9 protein-coding genes and 2 pseudogenes are annotated in these 13,198 nt (G+C 71.5%); 5 read left to right on the plus strand and 6 right to left on the minus strand.

Annotated elements, in window-relative coordinates; all coding sequences use genetic code 11:
* Nucleotides 1-88 precede the first annotated feature (88 nt).
* Nucleotides 89-685, plus strand: a pseudogene (locus tag HUV60_RS09370) (hydrogenase expression protein HypE); the annotation flags it as partial.
* Nucleotides 686-860: 175 nt separating this feature from the next.
* Here HUV60_RS09370 and HUV60_RS09375 read toward each other — a convergent pair.
* Nucleotides 861-1,056: pseudogene (locus HUV60_RS09375) on the minus strand (DUF6400 family protein); the annotation flags it as partial.
* A gap of 394 nt (nucleotides 1,057-1,450) precedes the next feature.
* Nucleotides 1,451-2,476 (minus strand): ATP-dependent 6-phosphofructokinase, encoded by a 1,026-nt coding sequence (locus HUV60_RS09380; RefSeq protein ID WP_257847855.1) that lies wholly within the window; start codon nucleotides 2,474-2,476, stop codon nucleotides 1,451-1,453.
* 499 nt (nucleotides 2,477-2,975) lie between these two features.
* Here HUV60_RS09380 and pta point away from each other — a divergent pair, with 499 nt between their 5' ends.
* The 3 genes from pta (at nucleotide 2,976) to pyk (ending at nucleotide 7,778) form a co-directional block, all read left to right on the plus strand.
* Nucleotides 2,976-5,072: a phosphate acetyltransferase gene (pta, locus tag HUV60_RS09385; RefSeq protein WP_257847854.1), complete on the plus strand. Its 2,097-nt coding sequence runs from the start codon at nucleotides 2,976-2,978 to the stop codon at nucleotides 5,070-5,072.
* Nucleotides 5,069-6,277 (plus strand): acetate kinase, encoded by a 1,209-nt coding sequence (locus tag HUV60_RS09390; protein WP_257847853.1) that lies wholly within the window; start codon nucleotides 5,069-5,071, stop codon nucleotides 6,275-6,277. Before pta ends, HUV60_RS09390 begins: the two co-directional genes overlap by 4 nt.
* Before the next feature lie 73 nt (nucleotides 6,278-6,350).
* Nucleotides 6,351-7,778, plus strand: a complete 1,428-nt coding sequence (pyk, locus tag HUV60_RS09395) for a pyruvate kinase (protein ID WP_257847852.1) — start codon at nucleotides 6,351-6,353, stop codon at nucleotides 7,776-7,778.
* Nucleotides 7,779-7,897: 119 nt separating this feature from the next.
* Here the strand turns inward: pyk and HUV60_RS09400 are convergent, their stop codons facing one another.
* From HUV60_RS09400 to HUV60_RS09415, 4 genes are all read right to left on the minus strand, one after another.
* Complete coding sequence (locus HUV60_RS09400) at nucleotides 7,898-9,247, minus strand: hypothetical protein (protein ID WP_443047246.1); 1,350 nt, start codon at nucleotides 9,245-9,247, stop codon at nucleotides 7,898-7,900.
* On the minus strand, nucleotides 9,237-9,824 hold the full coding sequence (locus HUV60_RS09405; RefSeq protein WP_257847850.1) for a DUF6114 domain-containing protein: 588 nt from the start codon (nucleotides 9,822-9,824) through the stop codon (nucleotides 9,237-9,239). Before HUV60_RS09405 ends, HUV60_RS09400 begins: the two co-directional genes overlap by 11 nt.
* Nucleotides 9,825-10,016: 192 nt before the next feature.
* Nucleotides 10,017-10,661 (minus strand): DUF6230 family protein, encoded by a 645-nt coding sequence (locus HUV60_RS09410; protein WP_257847849.1) that lies wholly within the window; start codon nucleotides 10,659-10,661, stop codon nucleotides 10,017-10,019.
* 647 nt (nucleotides 10,662-11,308) lie between these two features.
* Nucleotides 11,309-12,289, minus strand: a complete 981-nt coding sequence (locus HUV60_RS09415) for a tetratricopeptide repeat protein (protein WP_257847848.1) — start codon at nucleotides 12,287-12,289, stop codon at nucleotides 11,309-11,311.
* 277 nt (nucleotides 12,290-12,566) lie between these two features.
* Between HUV60_RS09415 and HUV60_RS09420 the strand changes: the two genes are divergently transcribed.
* Nucleotides 12,567-13,193, plus strand: a complete 627-nt coding sequence (locus HUV60_RS09420; protein WP_257850112.1) for a TetR/AcrR family transcriptional regulator — start codon at nucleotides 12,567-12,569, stop codon at nucleotides 13,191-13,193.
* Nucleotides 13,194-13,198: the final 5 nt, after the last annotated feature.

Genomic DNA, 13,198 nt, shown 5'->3' on the forward strand with positions numbered 1-13,198 from the left:
GCGAGAACGACGGTCGGCCGCGCAGGCGGAGGCCGACCGTGAGAACGAGGGCCCCCCAGGCCTGCCGCACCCTCAGGAGGCGTTCCCCATGAACCCAGCATCGCCGGCCACGGCCGCGGAACCGGGCGCAACCGGCGCCCCCGGCTCCGCCTCCCGAAGAGAAACCGGTCCATGTCCTCCGGTTTTCCGGATCAGCGCCGGGCTCAGCTGCGACGGCGGCTCGGTCGCCCTGCGGCGGCGATGCAGCCCAGCATCGAGGAGATCGCGCTCGGCGGTCTGCCCGGCCTGCCGAAGATCGCGGTCCCCTGGCCGCTGATCGACTTCGAGTGCGGTCCGGTCGGCGGCGCCGACACGTTCATCGAGTGGTTCTTCACGGGTGAGCGCGGCGAGATCGACCCGTTCGTGCTGGTGATCGAGGGGGTCGATCCCCCACGAGGCCATCAAGCAGGAGGGGTGCTGGAGCGGCTTCGGCGACGATCCGGAGACCGGCCAGCCCATCACGACGAGCGAGTGGATCGACCGGCTGGCGCCCAGGGCACTGGCGGTGGCCGCCATCGACACCTGTGCCACGTACGGCGGTATCCACGCGATGGCCGGCCACCCGACCGGCGTCATGGGCGTGCCCGACTATCCCGACTGGGACTGGAAGTCCCATGCGGGGATCCCGATCGTGTGCGTTTCCGGCTGAGAACATGGCGTACGGCGTGAAGCCGCACCTCGGCGAGTGGATCATCCACCTCGTCGAGTCCGCCGAGTACATGGTCGACCACAACATCTTCCAGGAGAACCCGGTGGGGGTCGGCTCCTGCGAGAAGACGGTCCGCGAGACCAACCGCATCTCGGGGCTCCCGGACCGTCGCCGGCAGCACACCGGCCGCAACGAGCGTGTCGTGGTGCACTCTGCTGTGCCGGGTCCAGGCCCGAGTACAGCGGCACGGTGGCGGCGTCCTCGCCCTCCAGCACGGTGCCGGGATCCCCGTCGGCTCCGAGCGCCGCGACGACCTCGGCCCGGCGCCGCGCTTCCTCCGCGGTCAGGTCGAGGGTGAAGGGGACCAGGTGGTCGGGAGCATCGGGCTGGTCCCTGCGCGCGCCTTCCCGCGGTACGAACTGCTTGAAAGCCACATGTACCAGCCGGTGCCCGGCCGCCGGAAGGAGGTATGACGGATCCCATCGCCGGCCGGGCACACCGACGGCCCGCTCCCCGACCGGGCCTCCTCCGGCCGGCGCCCGGACACGAGCCCGCGAGGACGTGGCACGAGCCGAGCCCCGCCCGGTGCGCCCGCGTCTCGCGCCGGGCGGGCGGTCGAGGAGCGAGAGGACCTGTGGCGACGGCGGCACGGGGGAGGCGGCCCGGAGTTCTCCGGCCGGGCCGCCGGGTGCCTCCGGACGGCGGTCGGGGAGCGGCCCGAGGGGGAACCGCGCAGGTGCCGCCCCGGCCGCCCGGGGCGCGTCAGTAGACCGACTCGGCCTCGTCCATCCGGTCCTTCGGGACCGTCTTCAGCTCGGTGACGGCCTCCGCCAGCGGGACCATCACGATGTCCGTGCCGCGCAGCGCCGTCATCCGGCCGAACCGCCCCTGGTGCGCGGCCTCCACCGCGTGCCATCCGAAGCGCGTGGCGAGCACCCTGTCGTACGCGGTCGGGGTCCCGCCGCGCTGGATGTGACCGAGGATGACCGGCCTGGCTTCCTTGCCGAGGCGCCGCTCCAGCTCGCGGGCCAGTGCCGTGCCGATGCCCTGGAAGCGCTCGTGGCCGAACTTGTCGATCTTGCCCTTGCCGTAGTCCATGGCGCCGTTGGCGGGGTGGGCGCCCTCGGCGACGCAGATCACCGCGAACTTCTTGCCGCGGGCGAAACGCTCCTCGATCATCTTCACCAACCGGTCCGGGCCGAAGGCCCGTTCGGGCAGGCAGATGCCGTGGGCGCCGGCGGCCATGCCGGACTCCAGGGCGATCCAGCCCGCGTGCCGGCCCATGACCTCGACGACCATGACCCGCTGGTGGGACTCGGCGGTGGTCTTCAGCCGGTCCATCGCCTCGGTGGCGACGCCGACGGCGGTGTCGAAACCGAAGGTACGGTCGGTGGAGGAGATGTCGTTGTCGATCGTCTTCGGGACGCCGACCACCGGCAGGCCCGCCTCCGACAGCATGTGCGCCGCGGTGAGCGTGCCCTCGCCGCCGATCGGGATGAGCGCGTCGATGCCGAAGTCGCGGATCATGTCCGAGGCGTTCTCGCAGGCCTCGCGGAGCCGGTCGCGCTCCAGGCGTGAGGAACCGAGTATGGTGCCGCCGCGGGCCAGGATGCCGCTGACCGCGTCGAGGTCGAGGGTGCGGTAGCGGCCGTCGAGCAGGCCCGCGTAGCCGTCCTCGAAGCCGATGACCTCGTCGCCGTAGTTGTCGACCGCTCGGTGCACGACCGACCGGATCACTGCGTTCAGGCCTGGGCAGTCGCCGCCTGCGGTGAGAACTCCGATACGCATCGTGCAGTCGTCTCCTGGTCGCTGTGGAGGCCGGTGAGCCGTCTCCGATTGTTCCATGCCGCCCGGCACACCGCGGCCCTGTCCCTCCCCGGGTACCGGTCCCCCTGCCCCTCCCCCGCCCTGCCTCCCGTCCCCGGCCCGGGTCCCGCCCTCTCCTGGCCTCGCCGAAGCCGCCCCGGCCGGGCCGTCCCGTTGCGGTCGCGTATCCCGTCCCGGGGTCTTGCGTTCGGGGCCCCGGCATGACCGGCATGATGCGAGCGGAGGGCCGCTGCGCGCACCGGACCCCGCTCAGCCGCGCCGGAGAGCGCCGTCCGCTGCCGCCGACCCGGTCCGCCGGACGGGCCCCGGCGCCCCCGCCCCCGGGCGGGCACTCCGACCAGCGGCGGAGGTACTGTCGAGGAGGATCCGCGCACCCCGGCGGGCGGGTGCCGGCCGGCGCCGGGAGGCCCTGGTCCGCCGGGCCCGAAGCACCGCGAGACCCCGACGAAACGGAGCACGCGTGACCCGCAGTGTGTACGTCACCGGAATCGACCGTGGCGACGGCCGTCAGGTCGTCGAACTGGGAGTGATGGAACTCCTGACCCGGCAGGTCGACCGGGTGGGCGTCTTCCGTCCTCTGGTGCACGACGGCCCGGACCGCCTCTTCGAACTGCTGCGCGCCCGCTACCGGCTCACCCAGGACCCGGCGACCGTCTACGGCATGGACTACCAGGAGGCGTCCGCCCTCCAGGCCGACCGCGGCACCGACGAACTGGTGTCGACGCTGGTCGACCGCTTCCTCCTGGTCGCCCGCGAGTACGACGTCGTCCTCGTCCTCGGCACCGACTACGCCGACACCCAGTTCCCCGACGAGCTGTCCCTGAACGCCCGCCTGGCCAACGAGTTCGGCGCCTCGGTGATCCCGGTCGTGGGCGGCCGGAGGCAGACCTCCGAGTCGGTGCGCGACGAGGCCCGCAACGCCTACCGCGCCTACCGGACCCTGGGCTGCGACGTGCTCGCCATGGTGGTCAACCGGGTCGCCCGCGAGGACCGCGACGAGCTCGCCGGGCGGCTCGCCTCCCGGCTGCCCGTGCCCTGCTACGTCGTCCCCGACGAACCCGCGCTCGCCGCCCCCACGGTGGCCCAGGTCGCCCACACCCTCGGCGCGAAGGTGGTGCTCGGCGACGACTCCGGACTGGCCCGCGACGCCCTGGACTTCGTCTTCGGCGGCGCCATGCTCCCCAACCTCCTCGCCGCCCTGACCCCCGGCTGCCTGGTCATCACCCCGGGCGACCGTGCCGATCTGGTCGTCGGCACACTGGCCGCGCACAGCGCCGGCACCCCGCCGATAGCCGGTGTACTGCTCACCCTGGACGAGGTGCCCGGCGACCGCATTCTCACCCTCGCCGCCCGGCTCGCCCCCGGCACCCCGGTGCTGTCGGTGCCCGGCAACAGTTTCCCCACCGCCGAACAGCTGTTCTCCCTGGAGGGGAAGCTGAACGCGGCCGCCCCGCGCAAGGCGGAGACCGCGCTCGGCCTCTTCGAGCGGTACGCCGACACCGTCGAACTCACCCGGCGGGTCTCCGCGCCCAGCAGCGACCGGGTGACGCCGATGATGTTCGAGCACAAGCTGCTCGAACAGGCCCGCTCCGACCTCAGGCGGGTCGTCCTGCCCGAGGGCGACGAGGAGCGGGTGCTGCGCGCGGCCGAGGTGCTGATGCGCCGGGGCGTGTGCGACCTCACCCTGCTGGGGCCGGTCGACCGCATCCGCAAGCACGCCGCCGACCTCGGCATCGCCCTCGGCGACACCCGGCTGATCGATCCGGCCGCATCCGAACTGCGCGACGCCTTCGCCGAGAAGTACGCCGCCCTGCGCGCCCACCGGGGCGTCAGCCTCGAACTGGCCTACGACGTCGTCTCGGACGTGAACTACTTCGGCACGCTGATGGTGCAGGAGGGGCTCGCCGACGGCATGGTGTCCGGCTCGGTGCACTCCACGGCCGCGACCATCCGTCCGGCCTTCGAGATCATCAAGACCCGTGAGGACGCCTCCATCGTCTCCTCCGTGTTCTTCATGTGCCTGGCCGACCGGGTCCTGGTCTACGGCGACTGCGCGGTCAACCCCGACCCGGACGCCGAGCAGCTCGGCGACATCGCCGTGCAGTCGGCGGTCACGGCCGCACGGTTCGGGGTGGAGCCGCGGATCGCGATGCTGTCGTACTCGACGGGTACGTCCGGCTCCGGCGCCGACGTCGACAAGGTGCGCGAGGCGACCGAGCTGGTCCGCGCGCGCCGCCCCGACCTGCGGGTCGAGGGGCCGATCCAGTACGACGCGGCCGTGGAGCCGTCGGTCGCGGCGACCAAGCTGCCGGACTCCGAGGTGGCCGGGCAGGCGACCGTACTGATCTTCCCCGACCTGAACACCGGCAACAACACCTACAAGGCCGTGCAGCGCTCGGCCGGCGCGGTGGCGGTCGGCCCGGTGCTCCAGGGTCTGCGCAAGCCGGTCAACGACCTGTCCCGGGGCGCCCTCGTCCAGGACATCGTGAACACCGTCGCCATCACGGCCATCCAGGCCCAGTCCCCCGCACCGAGCGAGAAGGCAGCGTCCCAGTGAGCACCCGTGTCCTCGTCCTCAACTCCGGTTCCTCGTCGGTGAAGTACCGACTGCTGGACATGAGGGACCGCGGCCGACTCGCGTCCGGCCTGGTCGAGCGGATCGGCGAACGGACCTCGCTGGTGAGGCACACGCCGTCGGCGTCGGACGGGGAGCCCAGGGAGCGCACCGGCCCGGTCGTGGACCACGAGGCCGCCCTGAAGGCGATGGCCGAGGAACTGGCCGCCGACGGGCTGGGGCTCGACTCCCCCGAACTGGCCGCGATCGGGCACCGGGTGGTGCACGGCGGGATGCACTTCACGGAGCCGACGGTCGTCGACGACGCGGTGCTTGCCGAGATCGAGCGGCTCGTCCCGGTCGCCCCGCTGCACAACCCGGCCAACCTGACCGGCATCCGCACCGCGATGGCGCTGCGCCCGGACCTGCCGCAGGTCGCCGTCTTCGACACCGCCTTCCACACCACGATGCCGGAGTCGGCCGCCCGCTACGCGATCGACGTGGCGACCGCCGACGAGCACCGGATCCGCCGCTACGGCTTCCACGGCACCTCGCACGCGTACGTGTCCCGCCGGACGGCCCGGCTGCTCGGGAAGGCGCCCGAGGACGTGAACGTCATCGTGCTGCACCTGGGCAACGGCGCGTCCGCCTCGGCGGTGCGGGGCGGGAGATGCGTGGACACCTCGATGGGGCTGACGCCCTTGGAGGGGCTGGTGATGGGTACCCGGTCGGGAGACGTGGACCCGGCCGTCATCTTCCATTTGACGCGCGTTGGCGACATGTCCGTCGACGAGATCGACACTCTCCTCAACAAGAAGAGCGGTCTGGCCGGCCTGTGCGGTGACAACGACATGCGGGAGATCCGCCGCCGGGTCGACGCGGGCGACGAACAGGCGAAGCTCGCGTTCGACATCTACATTCACCGTCTGAAGAAGTACATCGGGGCCTATTACGCCGTGCTCGGCCGGGTGGACGCGGTGGCCTTCACCGCCGGGGTCGGCGAGAACGCCGCCGAGGTGCGGGAAGCGGCCGTGGCGGGCCTGGCCGGGCTGGGCCTGGAGATCGACGTCGCGCGCAACGGCGTACGCGGCGACGGGCCGCGGCTGGTCTCCCCCGAGGGTGCGCGGGTCGCGGTCGCCGTGGTACCGACGGACGAGGAAATGGAGATCGCCACCCAGACCTACGCACTGGCGGGAAAGGACAACTGAGCGCCGGCCATCTCATCTGCACCTTCCGCCAGACGGAATATTCCGGAGCGAAACAAACCGTTAGGATCGCCCCATGCGCCGTTCCAAAATCGTCTGTACTCTCGGCCCCGCGGTCGACTCCCACGAGCAGCTCGTCACCCTGATCGAAGCCGGCATGAACGTGGCCCGCTTCAACTTCAGCCACGGCTCGCACGCCGAGCACCAGGGCAGGTACGACAGGGTCCGTGCCGCCGCCAAGGAGACGGGCAGGGCCATCGGCGTCCTCGCCGACCTCCAGGGCCCGAAGATCCGTCTGGAGACCTTCGCCGAGGGACCCGTCGAGCTGGTGCGGGGTGACGAGTTCACCATCACCACCGAGGACGTCCCGGGCGACCGGACGATCTGCGGGACGACCTACAAGGGCCTGCCCGGTGACGTGTCCCGCGGCGACCAGGTGCTGATCAACGACGGCAACGTCGAGCTGAAGGTGCTGGACGTCGAGGGCAGCCGGGTCAGGACGATCGTCATCGAGGGCGGCGTCATCTCCGACCACAAGGGCATCAACCTGCCCGGCACGGCCGTGAACGTGCCCGCGCTGTCCGAGAAGGACATCGAGGACCTGCGGTTCGCGCTGCGCATGGGCTGCGACATGGTCGCCCTGTCCTTCGTCCGGGACGCGAAGGACGTCGCCGACGTCCACCGCGTGATGGACGAGGAGGGCCGCCGGGTGCCCGTCATCGCCAAGGTGGAGAAGCCGCAGGCGGTGGAGAACATGGAGGACGTCGTGATGGCGTTCGACGGTGTGATGGTCGCCCGCGGCGACCTCGCCGTCGAGTACCCGCTCGAGCGGGTCCCCATGGTGCAGAAGCGCCTGATCGAGCTGTGCCGGCGCAACGCGAAGCCGGTGATCGTGGCGACCCAGATGATGGAGTCGATGATCACCAACTCCCGTCCGACCCGCGCCGAGGCCTCCGACGTGGCCAACGCGATCCTGGACGGCGCGGACGCGGTCATGCTCTCGGCCGAGTCGAGCGTGGGCGCGTACCCGGTCGAGACCGTGCGGACGATGTCGAAGATCGTGCGGGCGGCCGAGCAGGAGCTGCTGTCCAAGGGCCTGCAGCCGCTGGTCCCCGGCAAGAAGCCGCGCACGCAGGGCGGCTCGGTGGCCCGTGCCGCCGCCGAGATCGCCGACTTCCTCGGCGGCAGGGGCCTGGTGGCCTTCACCCAGTCCGGCGACACCGCGCGCCGGCTGTCCCGTTACCGCGCGAGCCAGCCGATCCTGGCGTTCACCACGGACGAGTCCACCCGCAACCAGCTCGCGCTCAGCTGGGGTGTGGAGTCCCACGTCGTGCCGTTCGTGAACAGCACCGACGAGATGATCGACCTGGTCCAGCAGGAGCTGGTCCGGCTGCAGCGCTTCGACGAGGGCGACATCGTCGTGATCACCGCCGGCTCGCCTCCCGGCGTCCCCGGCACCACCAACATGGTCCGCGTCCACCACATGGGCGGCGCCACCAGCTGACCCGGCCGGCGCGTACAACGTGTACGGCACCGGGGGCGCCCCCTGTGGCAGGGGGCGCCCCCGGTGTCTCTCCGCGGCTCCCGGAGCAGTCCTGACGGGTGCTCGGGGGACGTACGGGTTCAGGTGACGTACTGGCTCAGTCCGGGGATGCGCAGGGTCCCGCCGAACTGGCCGGCCTGCTGCACCGTCACGTCCGTGAAGTAGATCAGCGGGATGTCGAGCGGCGGCGGGTTCTCCGGGTCGAAGGTGACCGGGATCAGCCCGAGCAGCTTGCCGGAGATGGACTCCGTGTACATCACGGTGTCGCCGTCGCGGATGGTGGACATCGACCCCTCGGCCGCCCGCACGTGGTGGGTCCTGCCGGACATCTTGTCCTCGACCGTCTGGTGCAGGTCTCCGATGTCGGTGCCGTCGGAGACGACGTACTTCAGAACCTTCTTGATCTTGCCGCTCGCGGTGCGCACCTCGACGACGCCCTGGTAGTCGGCGCCCTTCAGCAGCAGTGAGCTGGCGTTCAGGAACCACGGGTCCTCGGGCAGAAGGATCTCGTTGTCGACTCCGCCCTCGGCGTCGGTGGCGACCGGGCAGTCCTCGGCGTCGGTCGTGGCGCTCTCGGAGGGGCTGGGGCTCGGCGAGGCGGTGGCCCCGGGGGTCGCGGTGGCCTCCTCGGTCTCCGCGACGGCGTCCTCCGCTCCCTCGGCTGCCTCGTCCGCCTGGCCGGCCGTTTCCCCGGCGGCGTCCTCCACGGCGTCGGCGGCCTCTCCCGCGGCCTTCCCGGCGGACTCCTCCACCGTGTCCGTCTCGTCCCCGGCGGACGCGGAGGCCGACGGGGCGGGGCTCGCGGTCGCCTCGCCGGTCTTCCTGTCTTTCGAGGTGAGGAGGTCGGTGAGGGAATCACCGAGCTCCTCCAGAGCGTTGCGCTCGGTCTTCGAGGGCGACGGCCCGGGCTCCTCGGCCCGGTCGCCGGAGGACTCGGAGCCGGCGGGCGCCGTCTCGTCCTTGTCGTCGGAACCTGGATCCGGCGAAGAGGACGGGGGGGCACCCCTGCCCGTGTCCGAGCCCGCGCCGGAGTCCTCGGCCGCGTCGCCGTCGGCGGATGCCGAGAAGCTCGGCTCCGTGGCGGGCTCCCCGGCCTCCGGGGAGGCCGTGTCACTCGCCGGCGCCGACGGCGACGCGGCCGGGGAGGACGCGCCGCCCTCGGAGGCCTCCAGGGCCGCCACGCAGTCCTTGTACTCGTCTGTGGTCAGGCTGTTCGAGAGCGGCTGCTGCTCGTCGGCCTGGGCCAGCGTCGGCGTGAACCCCATGCCCATGAGGACCGCGGTCGGCATCGCCGCGAGGGCTATCGCCTTCCCGGCGGGCATGTGGAACCTGGTGAACAGTGGCTTCCTGGGGGCCGCGTGGCGCGGCCCCCTTCTCTCCGGGACCGGCACCGCGGCAACGCTCCGGCCCCGGGTCTCGTCAGCCGACACGGTGCCCCCTGTCGTGGTCCTCGATCCGGGCGTCCGCCTCCCCGGACCCGTCGGCCCCGTACGGGGGATGCGGCTGCCCCGTCCCGGTGCCCTCGGGGGCGCCCTCGGAGACGTCCTTCTGCGCGCCGGTCCTGGAAGGCCCACCGGGGAACCTCCAGCGTCCGCCCGCCTCGGCCTGCGGCTTGTCCGGCACCCAGGAGAGGGCCAGCGCACCGCCGACCAGCGCGAGCAGGAAGCCGACGACGAAGCCGCCTAGGTTGGAGACCACCAGGGACACCAGGGCCAGAAGTATCGACGCCACACCGGCGAAGATGCGGGTGGCCTGCTGGAACCACATGGTCAGACCCAGCGTGATCAGCAGGACACCGATGATCAGGGAGCCCGCGCCGGCGGTCGTCGCCATGGCGATCGACATGTGGCCCAGTTTCAGCGTGGCGTAGGGGAAGTATGCGATGGGCACCCCGCCGAGCAGGGTGAACAGACCCGCCCAGAACGGCCGGTGGCCCCGCCAGTCACGGAATCGCAGACGCAGCCGGTTGAAGGGCCCGGCGCTCTGGACCGGAGTCTCGGCACTCATGGAAAACAGCTCCCTGGTCCGGTGAAGGTACATACCGGCTCGGCCTGGGGGTGGAGAAGCCGGAAAGTCTGAGTCTGTGCAAACACCCGGACACGAGGTACCGGGCTGGGGGTACGGGGCGGAGAAGCGGCTGCTTCCCCGCCCCCCCCTCGGCCGCTCAGCCGACCGAGGGCGGCTCCGGAGCGGAGACCGTCAGTAACACTCCATCTTGGGGTCCGCGCCCAGACGCATCTTCAGGCCGCTGAGCTTGAACGTCCCTGCCGTGGTCGCCCACGCCGTCTGCTTGACGTTGGTGAGGTCGGCCTTCTCCGCCTGCTGGGCGAAACCACCCGGCAGGACGTTCTCGCCTTCCTTCACCGCGGGACCGCGGGTCTTGTCCCTGATCGCAACACCGATGTCGATGTTGGTGAAGGTCGCGTCGGCGTCGAGCTGGGCGACGTCGATGTAGAGGTTCTTGGCCTCGACCTTGTTCTTCTCGTTCGGACCCGCCTCCAGACGGAGGTAGACCGTCTTCCCTATGAGGGGAATCTCCGTCTTGACGGACTGGCACATCTTGGTGATCTCGGCCGTGTCGAACGACGAGATCGCCACCGGGTGCTGGGTCTTCTTGTTGCCGTCGGTCGACGTGTAACCGGTGTCGATACCGCCGTACTGGGCGAATCCCCATCCCTCAAGATGCTGGGCCGTCACCTTGAACTGCTGGCCCGACACGCTGAACGACGCCGCGAGGGCACCCTGCGCCAGGCCGACACCCACCGCGGCCGTGGCGACCGCACTGGGCACCATGACCACGGCGAACCGCTTCCATCTGGTCCCGCCACGCACCTGGGACTCCATATTTTCCTCCTTCTCGGACGTACATCTCCTGCTCTGACGCGCCCCCAGCAGGCGGACGGCCGGGCAGGGATGGGAGAAGTGCTACGTCCTCGGGAAGGAGAGCGCCGCGCTCGGCAGCGCACTAGGCGTCCGAATCACCGGCGATCACCCCCGAGCGACAACCACTGGTCGCGTCTGACACGCATCACGCACCACCTGCTGGACAGGCTTCGCCGATCGGGCGAAGACCCCCCTGTCCGAGAACCGGCTCCACTGCCACCGGTTCTGCCCGGTGGGGACCCAGGGCGCCCGCGTCCCGACCGGATGTCGGGGGACGGGCAGTGGACCGAGCGTCGCCGATCGTGGTGCATTCTCGGCGCCCGCACAAGGGGGTTCGTTACTTGCCAGTAACGACCGGATGACCCAGGGGCGACACGCCGGCACCGGACGGCGACCCTCGGTACCCCGGGACGGGATCGCAAAGCGGTTGATCGCCGGACGGAACGCGACAGACCCGCGCGGGCGACTTACTCGCAGTAACGGCGGCCGCGATTACCAAGTTTCGGTAAAACGCGGCCGCACCGGTCCCCGTCGGTCATTCCTTCACTCGGGCATCACTTCTCCGGAAACCGGCTTCGGGCGGCCGGAAACCAGGTGCCCGCCCCGCTCTAGAACAGGGCGCGTGCCAGCGCCCGACGCGCCGCAACGACCCGCGGGTCCTCGGCGCCGACCACCTCGAACAGCTCCAGCAGCCGCACCCGTACGGCGTCGCGGTCGTCGCCCGCGGTACGCCCCACCGTCTCGATGAGCCGACCGAAGGCGTCCTCCACATGGCCGCCCACCAGGTCCAGGTCGGCTGCGGTGATCTGCGCCTGGATGTCCTTCGGTTTGCCGGCGGCGTCCGCGCGCACCTGCTGCGGGTCCAGGCCCTGCACCCGGTGGAGCAGTTCGGCCTGGGCGAGACCCAGCTGAGCCTCCGGGTTGCCCGGGTCGTCACCGAGCACGTTCTTGTACGCCTGGATCGCGCCGCCCAGGTCACCGGCGTCCATCGCCCGCACCGCGGCCTCCAACAGGGCGTCGTACGGACCGACGGGCTCCTCGGCGTCCGAGGAGGCGGGGCCCTCCCCGGGCACGGCCTCGGGGTCGACGGTGAGCCCGGTCAGGCCGAACCGCTCCTCGGCGACCTGCACCAGCTGGTCCAGCGTCTGACGGATCTGCGCCTCGCCGGCGGCCCCCTGGAAGAGCGGCAGCGCCTGGCCGGCGACCACCGCGAAGACCGCCGGGATGCCCTGGATCCCGAACTGCTGCATCAGCATCTGGTTGGCGTCGACGTCGACCTTGGCGAGCAGGAAACGCCCGTTGTACTCGACGGCGAGGCGCTCCAGGACGGGGCTCAGCTGCTTGCAGGGCTCGCACCACTCGGCCCAGAAGTCGATGACGACCGGGACCTCGGCGGACCGCTGCAGGATCTCGCTCTCGAAGCCGGCCTCGTCGACGTCGATGACGAGGCCGGCCGGGGAGACGGCGCCCCCGCCGCCCTGCCGGACCGATTCCGCGCGGGCCTGCTCCGCCTTCGTCTTGGCCTCTTGGGCCGCCTTCACCGCGGCGAGGTCGACGACCCCGCTCATGGACATGTTCCGTGGCTGCATGCGTCTATCCTCCCCCGTACCCCGCCTGTCTGTGAAAAGCGCCCGGAAACCGGTCCGTACGGGCACTGTTGGCCGCACGTACCGTCGGGCGCCGTACTGTCGGGCGCCGGGCCCCCACCCCACGCCGGTGGTCGTCGCTCGAACGTGTGGGCCCGACCGGGCGGCCACGCTTACGCTACAGGTCGTAGCGTCATACGACGCGGGGTGCACGGAACAGCACGCCCCGGTGATCTCCCTCACGGCCGTACCCGCACGGATCCGCACGGAAACCGCGGTTATGGTCGTGCGCTGCACGCCCGTCGGCCGCCCCGGCCGGCCGCGCAGCGCCGCCGACGCCGCGATCCCGGCCACCACGCGGGAGGCGCTGGCCGAGGCGGGGTGGCCCGGGATCGCCCTGGGGGATGCGGCGAGCCGCGCGGGGGTCGCCAAGACGACCCTCTACCGGCGCTGGGCGGGCAAGAACGAACGGGTCGTGGACGCGGTCGCCGAACTCTTCGACGAACCCGAACTCCCCGACCGCGGCAGCCTCGCCGCGGGCATCGAGGGCGTGGTGCTCCAGTTCGCGGCCCTGCTGTCCCGTCCGGAGGCCAGATGCGGACCGATGGCGGTGGTCGCGGAGTCCACCCTCGACGAGGCGCTGCGCGAACGCATCCGCGTCTCGATCGTCGAACGGCAGAAACACCTGGTCCACACCGGCCGGGCCCGCGCCCAGCACCGGGGCGAGCTGCCGCCGGAGCCGGAGCCGCAGGAGGCGGCCCGCACGGTGGGCCTGATCTTCGACATGGTGGCCGGCGCGGTGGTCCACCGCACGCTGGTCGGCGGCCGACCGGTGGACGAGGAGTGGATCCGCGACTTCACCCGGATCCTGCTGTCGGGCCTCGTCACGGCCGCCACCGGCCCGTAGCGGAA

The organism is Streptomyces sp. KMM 9044 (assembly GCF_024701375.2).
Lineage (GTDB): Bacteria > Actinomycetota > Actinomycetes > Streptomycetales > Streptomycetaceae > Streptomyces.

Coding starts and splice junctions, on each gene's coding strand:
- HUV60_RS09415 (WP_257847848.1), bottom strand. CDS start 12,289: ATGCAGCCACGGAACATGTCCATGAGCGGGGTCGTCGACCTCGCCGCG.
- HUV60_RS09420 (WP_257850112.1), top strand. CDS start 12,567: ATGGTCGTGCGCTGCACGCCCGTCGGCCGCCCCGGCCGGCCGCGCAGC.
- HUV60_RS09405 (WP_257847850.1), bottom strand. CDS start 9,824: ATGAGTGCCGAGACTCCGGTCCAGAGCGCCGGGCCCTTCAACCGGCTG.
- HUV60_RS09410 (WP_257847849.1), bottom strand. CDS start 10,661: ATGGAGTCCCAGGTGCGTGGCGGGACCAGATGGAAGCGGTTCGCCGTG.
- pyk (WP_257847852.1), top strand. CDS start 6,351: ATGCGCCGTTCCAAAATCGTCTGTACTCTCGGCCCCGCGGTCGACTCC.
- HUV60_RS09380 (WP_257847855.1), bottom strand. CDS start 2,476: ATGCGTATCGGAGTTCTCACCGCAGGCGGCGACTGCCCAGGCCTGAAC.